The organism is Microbacterium sp. UBA1612 (assembly GCF_002321605.1).
GTDB lineage: Bacteria > Actinomycetota > Actinomycetes > Actinomycetales > Microbacteriaceae > Microbacterium > Microbacterium luteum.
In genome coordinates this window covers 1-16,693 of record NZ_DCMW01000012.1, presented here as the reverse complement: position 1 = coordinate 16,693, position 16,693 = coordinate 1, and the positions used below count along the sequence as shown (strand labels likewise).

General features: G+C 70.8%; 16 protein-coding genes. 4 read left to right on the top strand and 12 right to left on the bottom strand.

What is annotated here, in order from left to right; genetic code table 11:
• Positions 1–14 precede the first annotated feature (14 nt).
• From B3S45_RS05275 to B3S45_RS05255, 5 genes are read right to left on the bottom strand one after another with little or no spacing between them, the layout of a single operon-like run.
• Positions 15–1,193 carry a thiolase family protein gene (locus tag B3S45_RS05275; RefSeq protein WP_286717781.1) on the bottom strand — a complete coding sequence of 393 codons (1,179 nt, stop codon included), beginning with the start codon at positions 1,191–1,193 and terminating at the stop codon, positions 15–17.
• Positions 1,194–1,230: 37 nt separating this feature from the next.
• The gene (locus B3S45_RS05270) at positions 1,231–2,469 is read right to left on the bottom strand and encodes a bifunctional 2-methylcitrate synthase/citrate synthase (protein WP_414683073.1); all 1,239 of its coding nucleotides are present in this window, start codon (positions 2,467–2,469) and stop codon (positions 1,231–1,233) included.
• A 41-nt stretch (positions 2,470–2,510) separates the two neighbouring features.
• A complete protein-coding gene (prpB, locus tag B3S45_RS05265; RefSeq protein ID WP_286717777.1) occupies positions 2,511–3,410 on the bottom strand; it encodes a methylisocitrate lyase in 900 nt (299 codons plus the stop codon).
• Positions 3,410–4,936, bottom strand: a complete 1,527-nt coding sequence (locus B3S45_RS05260; protein WP_286717776.1) for an MmgE/PrpD family protein — start codon at positions 4,934–4,936, stop codon at positions 3,410–3,412. Before B3S45_RS05260 ends, prpB begins: the two co-directional genes overlap by 1 nt.
• On the bottom strand, positions 4,933–5,580 hold the full coding sequence (locus B3S45_RS05255) for a GntR family transcriptional regulator (RefSeq protein WP_286717815.1): 648 nt from the start codon (positions 5,578–5,580) through the stop codon (positions 4,933–4,935). Before B3S45_RS05255 ends, B3S45_RS05260 begins: the two co-directional genes overlap by 4 nt.
• 168 nt (positions 5,581–5,748) lie before the next feature.
• On the opposite strand from B3S45_RS05255, the gene B3S45_RS05250 reads away from it, so the two are divergent.
• Complete coding sequence (locus B3S45_RS05250; protein ID WP_071045995.1) at positions 5,749–6,279, top strand: ribonuclease H family protein; 531 nt, start codon at positions 5,749–5,751, stop codon at positions 6,277–6,279.
• A gap of 28 nt (positions 6,280–6,307) precedes the next feature.
• On the opposite strand, the gene B3S45_RS05245 is transcribed toward B3S45_RS05250, so the two are convergent.
• From B3S45_RS05245 to rlmN, 4 genes are read right to left on the bottom strand one after another with little or no spacing between them, the layout of a single operon-like run.
• Positions 6,308–6,814, bottom strand: coding sequence for an NUDIX domain-containing protein (locus tag B3S45_RS05245; protein WP_286717773.1), 507 nt, complete (start codon positions 6,812–6,814; stop codon positions 6,308–6,310).
• A gap of 28 nt (positions 6,815–6,842) precedes the next feature.
• Positions 6,843–7,856, bottom strand: coding sequence for an aldo/keto reductase family protein (locus tag B3S45_RS05240; protein WP_286717771.1), 1,014 nt, complete (start codon positions 7,854–7,856; stop codon positions 6,843–6,845).
• Positions 7,857–7,909: 53 nt separating this feature from the next.
• Positions 7,910–9,886, bottom strand: a complete 1,977-nt coding sequence (locus B3S45_RS05235) for an ABC1 kinase family protein (RefSeq protein WP_286717769.1) — start codon at positions 9,884–9,886, stop codon at positions 7,910–7,912.
• Positions 9,887–9,898: 12 nt separating this feature from the next.
• The gene (rlmN, locus tag B3S45_RS05230) at positions 9,899–11,140 is read right to left on the bottom strand and encodes a 23S rRNA (adenine(2503)-C(2))-methyltransferase RlmN (protein WP_286717767.1); all 1,242 of its coding nucleotides are present in this window, start codon (positions 11,138–11,140) and stop codon (positions 9,899–9,901) included.
• Positions 11,141–11,349: 209 nt separating this feature from the next.
• Here rlmN and B3S45_RS05225 point away from each other — a divergent pair, with 209 nt between their 5' ends.
• Both B3S45_RS05225 and B3S45_RS05220 read left to right on the top strand, forming a co-directional pair.
• On the top strand, positions 11,350–12,186 hold the full coding sequence (locus B3S45_RS05225) for a Cof-type HAD-IIB family hydrolase (protein WP_286717766.1): 837 nt from the start codon (positions 11,350–11,352) through the stop codon (positions 12,184–12,186).
• A gap of 263 nt (positions 12,187–12,449) precedes the next feature.
• Positions 12,450–12,914 (top strand): GNAT family N-acetyltransferase, encoded by a 465-nt coding sequence (locus B3S45_RS05220; RefSeq protein WP_286717764.1) that lies wholly within the window; start codon positions 12,450–12,452, stop codon positions 12,912–12,914.
• A gap of 125 nt (positions 12,915–13,039) precedes the next feature.
• On the opposite strand, the gene B3S45_RS05215 is transcribed toward B3S45_RS05220, so the two are convergent.
• Genes B3S45_RS05215 through B3S45_RS05205 form a run of 3 tightly spaced genes read right to left on the bottom strand, consistent with a single transcriptional unit; the run spans position 13,040 to position 15,477 of the window.
• Positions 13,040–13,876, bottom strand: coding sequence for an SDR family oxidoreductase (locus tag B3S45_RS05215; protein ID WP_286717762.1), 837 nt, complete (start codon positions 13,874–13,876; stop codon positions 13,040–13,042).
• Positions 13,873–14,673, bottom strand: a complete 801-nt coding sequence (locus tag B3S45_RS05210; protein WP_286717760.1) for an enoyl-CoA hydratase/isomerase family protein — start codon at positions 14,671–14,673, stop codon at positions 13,873–13,875. The genes B3S45_RS05215 and B3S45_RS05210 overlap by 4 nt, the downstream gene beginning before the upstream one ends.
• A 42-nt stretch (positions 14,674–14,715) precedes the next feature.
• Positions 14,716–15,477, bottom strand: a complete 762-nt coding sequence (locus B3S45_RS05205) for an SDR family NAD(P)-dependent oxidoreductase (RefSeq protein ID WP_286717759.1) — start codon at positions 15,475–15,477, stop codon at positions 14,716–14,718.
• 307 nt (positions 15,478–15,784) lie between these two features.
• Here B3S45_RS05205 and B3S45_RS05200 point away from each other — a divergent pair, with 307 nt between their 5' ends.
• Positions 15,785–16,519, top strand: coding sequence for an aminoglycoside 3'-phosphotransferase (locus tag B3S45_RS05200; protein ID WP_286717758.1), 735 nt, complete (start codon positions 15,785–15,787; stop codon positions 16,517–16,519).
• The last annotated feature ends 174 nt before the right edge of the window (positions 16,520–16,693 follow it).

The following is a 16,693-nucleotide window of genomic DNA, read 5'->3' as shown; positions in this document are numbered from 1 at the left end:
CCGCCGCTGCGGGGTCAGAGGCGTTCGAGGATCGTGGCGTTCGCGAGACCGCCGCCCTCGCACATGGTCTGCAGGCCGTAGCGCCCGCCGCACTGCTCGAGCGCATCGACCAGGGTCGCCATCAGCCGGGTCCCGGATGCGCCGACGGCGTGCCCGAGGGCGATCGCTCCGCCCCACGGGTTCACGATCTCGGGATCGACGTCGAACTCGCGCTGCCACGCGAGCGGCACCGAGGCGAAGGCTTCGTTCACCTCGAACACGTCGATGTCATCCACAGCCAGGCCGCTGCGGTCGAGGATGCGGCGGGTCGCCGGGATCGGTCCGGTCAGCATGAGCAGCGGATCGTCGCCGACGACCGCGAACGAGTGGAAGCGGGCGCGCGGCGTAAGGCCGAGGGCCGCGGCCGTCTCCTCCGCCATGATGAGCACGGCCGACGCGGCATCCGTCAACGGCGAGGAGGAGCCGGCGGTGATGCGCCACTCGACCCGCGGAAAGCGCGCCGCGAGCTCGTCGGTGCGGAACGCCGGTGACAGCCCGGCGAGCGCGTGCACCGTCGTGCCCTCGCGCACCGTCTCATCGAACGCGACCGCGTCGGATCCGCCCGCGAGCACGGGGGTCACCTGGCGATCGAACCACCCGCGCCGCCAGGCCTCGGCCGCGCGCCGGTGGGACTCCGCGGCGAAAGCGTCGAGCTCGTCACGCATGATCTCCCAGCGGTCCGCGATGAGCTCCGCCGACACCCCCTGGTTCACCAGCCCCTCGGGGTAGCGGCGACGGATGCCGTCCGGCACACTGCCGCCGGCGGTCGACGATCCGAGCGGCACCCGGCTCATCGATTCGACACCGCCCGCGATGACGACGTCGTAGGCGCCCGCGATCACCCCCTGCGCGGCGAAGTGCGCGGCCTGCTGGCTCGACCCGCACTGACGATCGATCGTCGTGGCCGGAACCCTCTCGTCGAATCCGGCGGACAGCACGGCCTGGCGCGCGATGTTCATCGCCTGATCGCCGAGCTGGCTGACGCATCCCAGGATGACGTCATCGACCTGCGCGGACTCGAGTCCGTTGCGTTCGAGAAGCGCGGTGAGCACGATACCGGCGAGGTCGGCGGGGTGGACCCCGCTCAGCGCCCCGCCGGGCTTTCCCCGGCCCGACGGTGTGCGGACGGCGTCGACGATGACGGCGGATCGCATGTCGCGATCCTCTCACGCCGCGTCGCCGCGGGACAGATCAGCCCGCGGCCTCCTCGGGGCGCTCGGCGACGTCGACGGCGGCGGTGTCGGGCACGTACCCGGCCACGTGTCGTTCATCCGGCCCGCTGTAGTCGGACAGGGGACGGATGAGCGCATTCGAGGCCTGCTGCTCCATGATGTGCGCCGTCCAGCCCACGACGCGCGCGGCGACGAACAGCGGCGTGAAGGTGGGGGTGTCGAAGCCCATGAGGTTGTAAGCGGGCCCAGACGGGTAGTCGAGGTTCGGGTAGATGCCCTTGCGCTCGATGAACTCCGCCTCGAGGGCGTCGTAGAGCGCGGCGACCTCCGGGCGGTCGTAGTGCGACACGAGGGAGTCGAGAGCGGCCTTCATGGTCGGCACGCGGGAGTCGCCCCGCTTGTAGACGCGGTGGCCGAAGCCCATGATCTTGCGCTTGCCGGCGAGGGCGTCATCCAGCCACGGCGAGACGTTTCCGGCGTCGCCGATCTCGTCGAACACGTGCAGCACCGCCTCGTTCGCGCCGCCGTGCAGCGGGCCCTTGAGGGCGCCGACCGCGCCGGTCACGGCGGAGTACAGGTCGCTCAGGGTCGACGCGATCACCCGCGCGGTGAAGGTGGACGCGTTGAACGAATGCTCGGCGTAGAGGATCATCGACCGGTTGAACGCGTCGACGACGACGTCATCCGGCACCTCGCCGAAGGTCATCCAGAGGAAGTTCGCCGCGTAATCGAGGTCGTCACGCGGGGCGATGAGGCCTTCGCCCCGACGACGACGCTGACCGTAGGCGACGATGGCCGGCAGCACGGCGAACAGCCGGATGCTGCGGACGAGGTTCTCCTCGGCGCTGCCGGAGGCATCCATCACCGAGCCGAGACCGGCGAGATCCTGCGCGCCGATCACGCTCACGGCGGTGCGCACCTCGTCCATCGGGTGCGCGTCGAGCGGCACGAGGTCGATCGCCGCTCGGACGTCGTCGGCGAGCTCCCGGTGCGCGCGTTCGGTGGAGCGGAGCTCGGCGAGCTGGTCGGCCGTGGGGAGCTCCCCGTTCCACAGCAGGAACGCGACCGCCTCGAACGGCTGCGTGGCGGCGAGCTCCTGCACCGGGTAGCCGCGATAGAGGAGGCTGTTGGTCTCGGGGTTCACCTTCGAGATGGCGGTCTCGTCGGCGACCACGCCCACGAGTCCCTTGCGGATGTCTGTCACGGTCACTCCTTCGTGTCGTCCCTGCGGGCTGCGTGTCCCACTTTCTGTCGGCATGAAGGCCTATGGCAGCGGGAAGTGGGACATGGTGTGGCTGATCAGGGGGATGGGCGGTAGGTGAAGATGTCCTGGTCGAAGCGGTTGTACCCCTCGTAGTCGATCAGGTCGTAGAGATCGGCGCGGTGCTGCATGCGACCCAGCTGCGAGGTCAGATGCCCCTCGTCGACCAGCGTATCGAGAGCATCGGATGCCGCACCCATCGCCATCCGCAGCAATGACACCGGCCAGATGACCATGTTCACCCCGACGGAGGCGAGCTGGTCGACCGAGAAGAGGTCGGACTTTCCGAACTCGGTCATGTTCGCCAGGATCGGCACGTCCACGGCCTCCCGCATCGCCGCGAACTCCTCCAGCGTGCGCATCGCCTCGGGAAAGATCGCGTCGGCGCCGGCCTCGACGAGCGCGCGAGCGCGGTCGGTGGCGGCATCCAGCCCCTCGACGGCGCGGATGTCGGTGCGCGCCATGATGAGAAAATTGGGATCGCGCCGCGCGTCGACGGCCGCGCGGATGCGCTTGATCGCCGTGTCGTCATCGACGACGCTCTTGCCGTCGAGGTGTCCGCAGCGCTTCGGATTGACCTGATCCTCGATGTGCGTTCCGGAAAGGCCCGCGTCTTCGAGGGTCTGGATCGTGCGGGCGACGTTCATCGGCTCGCCGAATCCGGTGTCGGCGTCGATGATCGCCGGCAGCTCGGTCATGCGGGCGATCTGCGCGCCGCGCGCGGCCACCTCGGTGAGGGTCGTGAGGCCGATGTCGGGGAGGCCGAGGTCGGCGGAGAGCACGGCGCCGGAGATGTACACGCCCTCGAAGCCCTTGCGCTCGATCAGGCGCGCGCTCAGCGGGTTGAAGGCCCCGGGGAACCGGAGGAGCTCACCCGAGGCGAGGCGTTCCCGGAACAGGCGGCGCTTCTCGTGCGGCGGCGTCTGCGCGTACAGCATCAGAAGAGGCCCTTCGGGGCGGGTGCGGTGGCGAGCACCCCGAGCTTGGCGACGATCGACAGCTGCCGCACCTCGTCGGCGGTCAGCTCCGGAAGGCGCTGCACCAGCTCGAGGAAGCGCTCGATCTCCGCCTCCTCGAGCACCGGCTCGGCGAGCGTACGGAACTTGGCGATGTAGTCCTCGCGGGCGAACGGCCGCGCGCCGAGGGGGTGGGCGTCGGCGACGGCGATCTCGTCCTCGACCGTCGAGCCGTCGGCGAGCGTGATGACCACGCGCCCGCCGAAGGCCTTCTCGGCCGGGTCGATCGAATGGTAGCGCCGTGTCCACTCCTCGTCTTCGGCGGTCGTGACCTTGTGCCACAGCGCCACGGTGTCTTCCCGGCCCGCACGCTCCGGCGTGTAGGAGTCGACGTGGTGCCAGCCGCCGTCCTGCAGGGCGACGGCGAAGATGTACGGAATCGAGTGGTCCAGCGTCTCGCGCGAGGCCGTCGGATCGTACTTCTGCGGATCGTTCGCCCCCGAGCCGATCACGTAATGCGTGTGGTGCGAGGTGTGCAGCACGATCGCCTCGACGTTCGCGGGGTCCGCGAGCTCCGGGCGCTCGCCGTGCAGCTTGCGCGCCAGATCGATCCACGCCTGCGCCTGGTACTCGGCCGAGTGCTCCTTGGTGTACGACTCCAGGATGGCGCGCTTGGGCTCGCCCTCGCCCGGCAGCGGCACGTCGTACGAGGCATCAGGGCCGTCGAGCATCCAGGCGATGACCCCGTCCTCCCCCTCGTAGATCGGGGAGGGGGATGTCTCGCCGCGCATCGCACGGTCGACGGCCTCGATCGCCATCTTGCCGGCGAACGCGGGCGCGTGCGCCTTCCACGTCGAGATCTCGCCCTTGCGCGACTGACGCGTGGCGGTGGTGGTGTGCAGCGCCTGTCCGACGGCCTGGTGGATCGTGTCGACATCGAGGCCGAGCAGCGTTCCGATTCCCGCAGCAGCCGACGGGCCGAGGTGTGCGACGTGATCGATCTTGTGCTTGTGCAGGCAGATCGCCTTCACGAGGTCGATCTGGATCTCGTATCCCGTCGCGAGGCCCCGCACGAGCGCCGCCCCATCGGCGCCGACGTGCTGGGCGACGGCGAGGATCGGCGGGATGTTGTCACCGGGATGCGAGTAGTCCGCGGCCAGGAAGGTGTCGTGGTAGTCCAGCTCGCGCACGGCGACCCCGTTCGCCCACGCCGCCCATTCTGGGCTCGAGCGGCGCTCGAGCGCGCATCCGAAGATCGTCGCGCCCGCGCCGCTGATGGAGACCGCGTGATCGAGCGCCTGCTGGCGCGCGGCCGAGACCGGGCGACGGCTGAGCGAGGCCGCCGCGACGGCGGCGTTGTCGATGATGCGGTTGATGATCATGTCGCGCGTCTCGTCGTCGACCTCGACGGGGTCGGCGGCGACCTGTGCGATGTGCCACGCGAGCTGTCCGTCGCGCGCCAGGTTCTCGTCGCTGCGGTGGACACGGGTGTGGTGCAAGACGCTCATGGGACGAGCCTTTCAGAAACGGTGGCGGGAAGGGAGCCGAGGATGCCCTCGAGCGCGTTGTGGAGGTGCACGTGCGTCGCGTGAGCGGCCAGGTCGGCGTCGCGCTGCGCGATCGCCGAGGCGATCAGTCGGTGCTCGGTCACCGACGCGCGTACCCGGTCCGGGCGATCGCGGGCCAGCCGTCGCACGCGCACGAGGTGGGTGCGCACCGTTCGCAGCGCAGAGGTGAGGTGATCGTTCGCGACGGCGGCGTCGAGGGCCCGGTCGAAGTCGCCGATGAGGCGCGTGTAGGCGTCGGGGTCGGCGTGCGCGTCGATGTCGGCGAAGGCGCCTGCCAGGTCGGCGAAGACCCGTGGTTCACCGCGTTCGGCGGCCAGCCGCGCCGCCTGCTCCTCCAGCGCCCGTCGCACCTCGAACAGGGCGCGGATGTCGTCGGCGTCGACGCCGGCGACCACCGTGACCCGGGGCGACTGCTGGGTCACCAGCCCGTCGGCGGCCAGTCGCGCCAGCGCCTCGCGCATCGGGGTGCGGGATACGCCCAGCCTCGCCGCCTGCTCGGTCTCGCCGAGGACGGCGCCGGGCGCGAGCGCGCCGGATTGGATGTCGTCGAGCAGCGCGCCGTAGGCACGGTCGCTCGCGCGCACCCGCACTCCGTCGTCACTCCCCTGCATCCCCTCAGTGTATGCACTGAAGCGCCATCGAGGGCCGAAGTCGACGAGAGAACGGCCTTGTGTATACCGATGACGCGCCAGGGATCACCGCGAACGGACGACGGTGCGGCGCGGTCGCGGCCCCGAGGTAGCGTGGGGAGAGTGACTGAACCCTCTCCCTATGTCGTCGCCACCGACGGGGCCTGCAAGGGCAACCCCGGCCCCGCGGGATGGGCGTGGGTCGGCGAAGACGGGCACTGGGCGGCGGGAGCGATCCCCGCCGGCACCAACAACATCGGCGAGCTCACCGGACTGCTCAAGGCCATCGAAGACCACGCCGACGTCGCTCACCTCGTCGTGCAGGCCGACTCGCGGTATGCGATCGACACCTATCAGAAGTGGATGGACGGCCACCGCCGCCGCGGCTGGAAGACCTCGACGGGTGCCCCCACGAAGAACGTCGACCTGCTCGAGCAGCTCATCCGCGCCCGCGATGCGCGGCGCGCGGCCGGACTCCCCGACGTCGTGCTCGAGCACGTGCGCGGCCACTCGGGGCACGTGCTGAACGCGTGGGCGGACGAGCGGGCGGTGCGCGCGTCCGAGCACGCCGCGAAGGGCACGGCGAGCGCGTGGTCCTCGCTCGGGTCCCACGATCGCATCGACGTCTCGACCGCCCCGAAGAACGGTCGCTGACCGCTCCGCATCCGCGACAAACGCGCTCTCAGGCGCCGGCGTCCGCCAGCCGGTCGAGGAGCGCGTCGAGGGCGGGGCGCTGACCCTTCACGAGCCGCTCCCGCGCCACATCCGCACCGACCCACTCGACCCGGTCGACCTCGGGGAAACGCTGCGTGCGCCCCGAACGCGGCGGCCACTCCATCTCGAACTCCCCGAAGCCGTCGCTCGGGGCGGCGAACCCGTCTCCGTCGGCGACGAACACGGTCACGCGCTTTCCCGACGAGTACGGGAACGTGCCGAGTTCGGCGGCGGGAGCATCGGGCGGATCGACGCCGAGCTCCTCTCGGAACTCCCTCGCCGCCGCATCCCACGCACTCTCGGCGTCCGGGTCGAACTCGCCCTTCGGGATGCTCCACGCGGCGGCCTCCTTCGCCGACCAGAACGGACCGCCCATGTGGGCGATCAGCACCTCGACGGCGGATGCACCGGCATCCGTTCCGTCGGCGGAACGACGAAGGCGGTACAGGAGGAGTCCGGCACTGTGCACCGTCATCTCCCGCACCGCCCTCGATCGGTCCGGCTCAGACCAGGCGCTTCTTGGGCGAGGTCTCGTACGTGATCTCGGCGTCGTCCTCGACGACACCGTTCAGCGCCTCGTCGATGGCCGACATCACGCCCTCGTCGAGGGTGACGCCGGAGGCCTTGACGTTGTCGGCGATCTGCTCGGGACGCGACGCGCCGACGAGGGCCGCGGCGACGTTGTCGTTCTGCAGCACCCACGCGATCGAGAGCTGCCCCATGCTGAGCCCGAGGTCGTCGGCGATGGGCTTCAGCTTCTGCACCGCGGTGAGCGTGTCGTCGTTCAGGAAGCGCTTGATGAAGTTCGCGCCGCTCTTCTCGTCGGTCGCGCGCGAACCCGCCGGCACCGGTTGGCCGGGCAGGTACTTGCCGGTCAGCACGCCCTGCGCCATCGGCGACCACACGATCTGCGAGATGCCGAGCGCGCGCGAGGTCGGCACGACCTTGCCCTCGATCACGCGCCACAGAGCCGAGTACTGCGGCTGGTTCGAGATGAGCTGAACGCCGAGCTCCTTCGCCAGCGCGTGGCCCTCGCGCAGCTGCTCCGCCGTCCACTCGGAGACGCCGATGTACAGCGCCTTGCCCTGACGGACGACGTCGGCGAAGGCCTGGAAGGTCTCCTCGATGGGCGTCTCGTCATCGAAGCGGTGCGCCTGATAGAGGTCGACGTAGTCGGTGCCGAGGCGCTGCAGCGAGGCGTCGATCGACTCGAAGATGTGCTTGCGGCTCAGGCCGGTGTCGTTCGGCCCCTTCGGACCGGTCGGGAAGTAGACCTTGGTGAAGATCTCGAGGGATGCGCGCCGCTGACCCTTGATGGCCTCGCCGAGAACGCTCTCGGCGGCGCCGTCGGCGTAGACGTCGGCGGTGTCGAAGGTGGTGATGCCCGCATCGAGAGCGGCGTGGACCGTCTTCACGGCGGCGTCGTTCTCGACCTGTGAACCGTGGGTGACCCAGTTGCCGTAGGTGATCTCGGAGACCTTGAGGCCGCTGTTGCCCAGGTAGCGATAGTTGACCATGGGCACCACGCTACCGGCGCCCGAGGACACTCCGGCGGGGTTCGCCACCGGCGTCATCCGCCGTCGCGTCGGCGCAGCGCGCGGCGCAGACTGCGCACGAGCAGAAGGAGCCCGCCGAGCCCCACGAGACTGCCGAGGAAGGGGAAGGCGCCGACGTTGCCGGTGAGCATCGGACCGTCGCCGGACACGGTCAGACTGATGCCGACGGCCAGCAGCGCCACCCCGACGACGGTCACGAGGAAGCGGTTCAGCTGCTCCTCGAGCCACCCGCGCTCGCCGGACCCCTCGAGGGAGCGCAGCCGCACGGAGAAGGTGCCGTCCTCGAGCGAGCGGGTGACGTTCTCGAGCCGCCGCGGCAGGCGCCGGAGCTCCTCGCCCGCGAGCATGAGGTGCGCCTGCGCGCCGAGGGCGGCGTTCTTCGGATCGAACGTCGCCCGCGCGAAGTGCGGTGCGCGCTCCAGCGCGTGCCCGACCATGTCGTAGTCCGGCACGAGGCGCCGGAGCGTCCCCTCCAGCGACGACAGCGTGCGCAGCACGAGCAGCAGCGACGGCGGGATGGACAGGCGATGGCGGCGCAGCACGTCCACGAGCGCACGGAAGATGTTCTCGTCGACCTGGGCGTTCTGCATACGGGTGAGGATGACGCCGATGTCGTGCTGCAGCGCCACGTGGTCGACGGCCCCGGTCTCGGGCGCGCACATGAGCAGGATGACGTTCGTGGCGGCGACGTCGTCATCCGCCGACAGGGCCAGCAGCAGCGGGATGAGCATGCGGCGCAGGCTCCGCTCGCTCACGCCGACGGCACCGAAATCGATGAGCGCGACGGTGCCGTCGTCCTGCAGGATGAGGTTCCCCGGATGCAGGTCGGCGTGGAAGACCCCGCGCACCGCGATCTGCTCGAACACCGACTCGAGCACGCCGTCGGCGAGCCGGCGCGCCTCGTCGGGATCGAGGGAGCCGGTCGCGATGCGGCTGAACGGCGTGCCGGTTATGCGCTGCTGCACGATCATGCGGCTCGTGCACCACGGCTCGTACAGGATCGGCACGGCGAGGGTCATGGACGACGATCGCGCGATCGCGCCGCGCAGCATCTCGGTATTGGCCGCCTCGACCCGGTAGTCGAGCTCGTCGCTCAGCGCGCGGGAGAACTCCGCCGCGAGAGCGACCGCCCCGTAGTCGCGGGCCCAGTCGGTGCGCGCCTCGGCGGTGCGCGCCAGCCGCTCGAGGATGTCGAGATCCGTCGTCACCTGCGCTCGGGCGCGCGGGCGCTGGATCTTCACGACGACCTCGTCGCCGGGTTCTTCGCCGTCGCCGCGCAGTCGCGCGGTGTGAACCTGGGCGACCGACGCCGCCGCCAGCGGCTGCGGGTCGATCGAGGCGAAGACCTCGTCGATCGGCCGGCCGAGCTCGGCCGTGATCGCCGCCTCCGCCTCGGCCCACGGGATGGGCGTGGAATCCATCTGCAGGGTGGACAGCGCATCCACCAGGTCACGAGGCAGCACGTCTTCCCGCGAGGACAGCACCTGCCCGAGCTTGACGAAGGTGACACCCGCCTCGTTCAGCGCGGCGATTAGCGCCGAGGCGAGCTCGTCATCTCCGCCGTGCCGGTTCTGGAACGCGCCGAGCCCGTGGCGCGAGGCGATCGCGAGGATCTGCGCGTAGCGGCGGGCGCGATCTCGCCGGCGGAAGGCATCCCTGATCGCCGACACCGGATTGCGCACCCGGTGCGACGGCCACAGGAACTCGAGCGTCACGATGACCACGACGACGATCGCGAAGATCCAGCCCGCGACGAGCGCGAGGAAGGCCAGCGCGATCGGGCCGCTCACCGTCACGTCGTCGTCGAGGTCGAGCACGTCGGTCTCGCGCATCGCCCACGTCGCCAGCGGTAGGCACGCGAGGAAGACGATCAGCGCGGTGAGGGATGCTCGGATCCACCCGACCTGCCCGTCGAGCAGACGGCGGCTCACCCAGGCGGCCGCGACCGTGAAGATCAGCGTGATCAGGACGAATGCGACCCAGGCCCACATGAGGCCAGTGTGTCAGCCGACGGCGGCGGCCGCTTGGTCTTCTTCCGTGGCGACCAGCTGACCGCAGGCCCCGTCGATCTCCTTGCCGCGGGTGTCGCGCAGGGTGGTGGGGATGCCGGCGGCGTTCAGGCGCCGCACGAATTCCGCCTGCACCGGCTTCTCCGACGACGTCCAGACCGAGCCGGGCGTGGGGTTCAGCGGGATCGGGTTCACGTGCACCCATCCGCGGCCTCGCGCATTGAGCTTCTCGGCGAGCAGATCGGCGCGCCAGGCATGGTCGTTCATGTCCTTGATGAGCGCGTACTCGATCGAGACGCGGCGCCCCGTGGCGTCGAAGTAGGCCCGGGCGGCATCCAGAGCCTCGTCGACCTTCCAGCGGGAGTTCACCGGGATGAGCTCGTCGCGCAGCTGGTCGTCGGGCGCGTGGAGCGAGAGGGCGAAGGTGACCGGGATCTCCTCCTTCGCGAGCTTCGTGATCGCCGGCACCAGGCCCACGGTCGAGACCGTGATGCCGCGCGCGCTCATGCCGAGCCCGTGCTTCTGATCGGTCATCACCCGCACCGCCTGCATGAGGCGGGCGTAGTTCGCCAGCGGCTCGCCCATCCCCATGAAGACGATGTTGGTGACCCGCTCGTCGGGATGCTCCGGCTCGCCGAGCTCACCGGCGCGGATGAGGGCGTTGGCGCGAACGACCTGATCGACGATCTCGGCGGCGGACATGTTGCGTGTGAGCCCGGCCTGGCCGGTGGCGCAGAACGGGCAGTTCATGCCGCATCCGGCCTGGCTCGACACGCACAGCGTGATGCGGCCCGGGTAGCGCATCAGCACCGACTCGACGAGGGCGCCGTCGTGCAGCTTCCACAGGAACTTGATCGTGTCGCCGCGGTCGGTGGTCAGGCGCCGCACCTCGCTCAGGAGCGGCGGCAGCATCCCGGTGACGAATTCCTCGCGGTTCGCCGCCGGCAGGTCGGTCATCCGGTCAGGGTCGGCGGTGTAGTGCGTGAAGTAGTGCTTCTCGAGCTGCGCGGCGCGGAACCCGGGCAGTCCGAGCTCCTTCACCTTCTCCACGCGCTGCTCGGCGGTGAGGTCGGCCAGGTGCACCGGCGGCTTGCCGCGCTTGGGGCTGGCGAACTGCAGCAGCGGACGCCCCTCGGCGTCCTTCTTCTGCGACCACCCCTCGGTCTTCGGGCGCACCTGCCGCACGGCTGCGGCCTCGGGCGGCGTCGTGGATCGCACGGGCGGCTGTTCGGGCATGTTCCGAGGGTAGGGGACGCACCTGCACGCTGTCTGTCCACCTCTCACCCGCGCGCGGTGAATTCGACAGGAGAATCTGGGCGGCAGCCGCCGATTTCGGCCCGTCTCCGGCCGCGGGGCGACGGATCTCCTGTGTTGTTCACGGCGAGCGCCTCGCCCGGCCCGGGTAGGGTCGAGGGGGCCTCGCCGCGGGGCCGGGCGGGAGAACGATGAGCACGGGGCGAATCGCCTTCCTCGATGTCGACGGCACGATCCTCGACCACGGCCGCACCGTCGCCGCCTCGACCGTCGACGCCGTACGCGCCGCCCGCGCGGCGGGACATCTCGTGTATCTGTGCACGGGGCGGTCGGCCGGCGACATCCATCCCGACGTCGCCGCGATCGGCTTCGACGGCGCGATCACGAACGGCGGCTCCTATGCCACCAGCGGCGACGACGTCGTGGTCGCTCGCCCCATGCCACGGGATGCAGTCGATCGTCTGCAGACGTGGTTCACCGAGGCCGGCGTTCCGTACTTCCTGCAGACGAACGACGGCGTGTACGCCTCGGCGCGCGTGCGTGAGATGATCGCCGCCTTCGTCTCGCGGTGGCAGAGCGCGCACTCGGGCGACGAGCCGCAGACGTCACCCCAGCGACCGCCGCGATTCGGCGACCTCGCCGAGGTCGATCTCGGCACCATCGCGAAGGCGGTCTTCGTGAGCGACGATCCCGACACCGTCGACCGGGCGACCGCGGCGCTCGGCGACCGCTTCCACGTGGTGGCCGGAAGCATGCCGCTGCCGGGTGGCACCAACGGGGAGATCGGGATGCTCGGCGTCACCAAGGGCTCCGCCATCGAGGCGGTGCTCGAGCACCTCGGCCTCAGCCGCGGCGACGCGATCGGCGTCGGCGACAGTTGGAACGACGTCGAGATGTTCCAGGTGTGCGGCACCGGCATCGCGATGGGGAACGCGCCCGACGCGCTGAAGGCCCTCGCCGACGATGTGACGACGAGCGTGTCCGCCGACGGTGTGGCGAACGCCTTCCGTCGCCACGGCCTCATCTGACGCGGGCCCGCGCGCCGCGCGCATCCGCCCCGCCCGCACCGCCCACGCCGCGCCGCCCGCACCGCCCCGCGCCGCCGCTCGCCCGCGACGCCCCGCCCGTGCCGCGCCGCCCGCACCGCCCCGCATCACACCGAGAAACGCCGTTCGCCGCGAGAAACCACGCGTCGCGGCGTTTCTCGCGCGGTTCGGCGTTTATCGGCAGCTTCCGACCCGCGAGCGCAACCCCACGACCTACCGTCCGCCGGGGCCGTAGCGTCGAGACCGTGACCGACGTGCGAGAGATCCGGCCCGCCGACGCCGGAGAAGTCCTGACCCTGCAGCGCGCCGCCTTCGTGCAGGAGGCCCTGATCTACGGCGACCCGGATATGCCTCCGCTGACGCAGAGCCTCGAGGAGCTCGAACACGAGCTGACCGAGAACCTGGGCTGCGTCGCGGTCGACGGGTCGCGGATCGTGGGTGCCGTGCGCGCCCGTGTGGATGGCGGCCTGCTGCTCATCGGGCGGATCTCCATCGCTCCCGACCAGCAGGGGAACGGGATCGGAACAGCGCTGCTGACGGCGGTCGAGCGCCGTGGCCGGGCAGCCGGCGCCAGCGAGGCGGAGCTGTTCACCGGCTCGCTCAGCGAGGCGAATCTGCGCCTGTACGAACGCGAGGGCTATCGCGAGAGGCAGCGCGTCGACGAGGGCGACGGCATCGCCCAGGTCTTCCTCCGCAAGCCTCTCGTCTGACTCCGTCGACGCCGCACACCCCGAACCGAGAAACACCGAACGCGCCGAGAAACCACGCATCGCCGCGTTTCTCGCGAGGTTCGGCGTTTGTCGGCACGGTCGAGAGCGGATGCGCTGGGCGCGGGTCAGAGGAAGATGTCGGGGAAGAGCTCGTCGTCGGGGGTGCCGGGCGTCGCGGCGTAGCCGGAGAGATCGGTCACGCCGGCCGCGCGCAGCACGTCTTCGACGATGAGCGTCTGCCCCGTATACGCCCGCGAGGGCTGGCACAGCACCTCGTAGGCGGCGTCGGCGTAGATCTCCGGCGTGCGACTGACCTTCATCATGCGCTCGCCGCCGAGGGCGAACTGCACCGCGGCGGTCGCGATCGTCGTCGCCGGCCACAGCGTGTTGGCCGCGACGCCGTCGTCGGCGAATTCCGCCGCCATGCCGAGCGTCGCCATCGTCATGCCGAACTTCGCCATCGAGTACCCGGTGTGGGCGCCGAGCCAGCGGGGCGTGGTGTTCAGCGGCGGCGACAGCGACAGGATGTGGGGGTTGGCGGCATCCTTCAGCATCGGCAGCGCCGCGCGCGAGAGCATGAAGGTGCCGCGCACGTTGACGTCCTGCATCAGGTCGTACTTCTTGGCCGACAGGTCGAGCGACCCGGACAGGTCGATGACGCTGGCGTTGTTGACGACGATGTCGATGCCGCCGAACTCCCCCTGCGTCTTCAGCACGGCCTCGGTGATGTCGTCGTCGTTCCGCACGTCGCCGACCAGCGGCAGCGCCCGCCCGCCGGCGGCCTCGATCTGCTCGGCCGCGGTGTGCACGGTGCCCTCGAGCTTGGGATGCGGGGTGTCGGTCTTGGCCAGCAGCGCGACGTTCGCGCCGTCGCGAGCGGCACGCACGGCGATCGCGAGGCCGATGCCGCGGCTGCCGCCCGACATCAGGATGGTCTTGCCGGCAAGCGGTGCGTCGGTCATCGTGCGGTCCCTTCGGTGGCGGGGCGGGTGGCCGAGCGGGCGGATGCGGCGAACGCGGCCACCCGTTCCCGGGAGTCGTCGGTGGCGAAGGACGCGCCGATCGTGCGGGCTTCGTCGTCGAGGTTGGCGGCGAGATCGCGGTGGGCGCCCACGCGGACGAGCCGCTTGGCCTGACCGAACGCGGCGGTCGCCCCCGACATCCAGAACCGGCCGACCTCGGCGACGCGATCGGCGAGCGCCTCGGGGGCGACGACCTCGGCCACGAGCCCCCAGTCCAGCGCGGTGGCCGCATCGACCGTGCGATCCTGCAACAGCAGCTGGAGGGCGCGGCGCTGACCGATCGCCGCCGGAAGCAGCGTCGAGACGCCGAGGTCGGGAGTCAGGCCGATGTTGGCGTACTTGCTGACGAAGGTCGCCTTCTCGCTGGCGACGACGTAGTCGGCGGTGAGCATGAGGCCGAGTCCGCCGCCGGCGACCGCGCCCTGCACGGCGGCGACGATGGGCTTGTCGCTGTGAGCGAGGGTGCGGATGCCGTCGTGGATCACGTGGGCGGTCTCGGTGACCTGCTCCCCCGTCGCGCCGGAGGTCGCCATCATGATCACGTCACCGCCGGCGCAGAAGGCGGGGCCGGTCGCATCCAGGATGATCGCCTCGACCGCTGGATCCTCGGTGACCTGGTGGGCGAGATCGCGCCAGCGGGTGCCCATCTCGAAGTCCATGGCGTTCAGCCGCGTCGGACGGTTGAAGGTCAGCCGGGCGACGCCCTGCTCGACCGACATGAGGATCGATTCGCTCATCGTTCTCCTTGTATACGTGCGGATGCCGACGCGGCCGGCGGCTCAGCGCGGCGCCATGCGGATCGCGCCGTCGAGGCGGATGGTCTCGCCGTTGAGGTATCCGTTGTCGACGATGGACATCACCATCGCGGCGTACTCGTCGGGGCGGCCGAGCCGCTGCGGGTAGGGCACCTGCTGGCCGAGGGAGTCCTGCGCGGCCTGGGGGAGCCCGGCGAGCATCGGGGTCTCCATGATGCCCGGTGCGATCGTGCACACGCGGATGCCGTAGCGGGCGAGCTCGCGGGCGATCGGCAGGGTCATGGCGTGCACGCCGCCCTTGCTGGCGGCATAGGCGGGCTGGCCGATCTGGCCGTCGAAGGCGGCGACGCTGGCCGTGCCTACGATGACGCCGCGGTCTCCGGATGCGGTCGGCTCGGTCTTCGCGATGACCGCCGACGCCTGCGCGATCACGTTGTAGGTGCCGATGAGGTTGATGCGGATGATCCGCTCGAACGCGTCGAGGGGCGTCGGTGAGCCGTCGCGGTCGAGCACCTTGGCCGGCGGCGCGATGCCCGCGCAGTTGACCACGACCCGGAGCGGGGCGGCTTCGGTTGCGGTGCGGACGGCCGCGGCGACCTGGTCGGCGTCGGTCACGTCGGCCGCGGCGAACGTGCCGCCGAGGCCCGCCGCGACATCGGCGCCGGGCGACGAGGGCAGATCGACGATCGTGACGGCCGCACCCGCCGCGGCGAGACGCTTCGCCGTGGCGAGCCCGAGTCCGCTCGCACCCCCGGTGACGAGGGCGGAGGCGTGCGTGAGCTCCATCGGTTCTCCTTCGAACGGATGCCGGCGGCAAACACCACCGGCGACATCGAGTTCCAGCCTACGTGAGACGCCGTCTCACCGCCGCGCGCGGTCATCCCCAGGCTAGCCCCCGCGTCCGGGCCACCGCATCCATCGCGCCTGCCGCACCCCCGCACCCGGCCGGCCCGGCCGCATCCGTCGCCCCGCCCCGCCCGCCCGCCCCGCCCGCGGTTCGCCGAGAAACCAGTTCCGCCGCGAGACACCACGCATCGCGGCGTTTCTCGCGCCGAACGGTGTTTCTCGCACGCCGGAGGCGGAGGATGGTCGCGTGTCGATTCCGGATGCCGGCGAGCCGGTGCCGCCGCGCGTGCGCGATCTCGCCGGCGACGTCGCGCTCACACCGGTGTGGCGCAATGGGATCGGCGGCGTGACGTTCCGGACGGATGACGGCAGGTACCTCAAGTACGGCCCGCGCAACGAGGAGTCCTCGATGGCCGAGGAAGCCGAACGGCTCGCGTGGGCGGGCGGATCCGTGCCGGTGCCGAGGGTTCTGGAGGTCGGCAGCGACGAGGATCACGAGTGGCTCGTCACGGTCGCGCTTGCCGGCGAGAGCGCGGTGGCGCCCCGGTGGACGATCGACTCCGGTCGCTGCGAGGTCGCCGTCCGGGCCATCGGCCGTGGCTTGCGGGCTTTCCACGACGCTCTTCCGGTCGACTCCTGCCCGTTCGACTGGAGTGTGGATGCCCGCGTGGCGAACGCGGCGCGGCGCGGCATCCGTCTGCCCGCTGCTCTGCGGAAGGCGCCCCGGATCGATCGAGTAGTCGTGTGCCACGGCGATGCGTGCAGCCCCAATACGATCCTCGACCTCGAGGGCCGGATCACCGGACACGTGGATCTCGGTGCCCTCGGCGTCGCCGACCGCTGGGCCGACATCGCTGTCGCCGCGATGAGCACGGAGTGGAACTACGGTCCCGGTTGGGAGGCGACGCTCCTCGACGCCTATGGCGTCGCGCCCGATCCCGAGCGTCAGGAGTATTACCGGTCGCTCTGGAACGCGACCTGACCGGCCCTCGCACCCAACGAACCCGGCGAGAAACCACTTCCGGCGCGAGAAACCGCGCAATGCGGTGTTTCTCGCGGCGATCGGCGTTTCTCGGCGGGGCGGATGCGCGCGGCGGGGGCCGCGGCGGGGGCCGCGGGGGGATGCGCGCGGGGCCGGCGGGCGGATGCGCGCGAC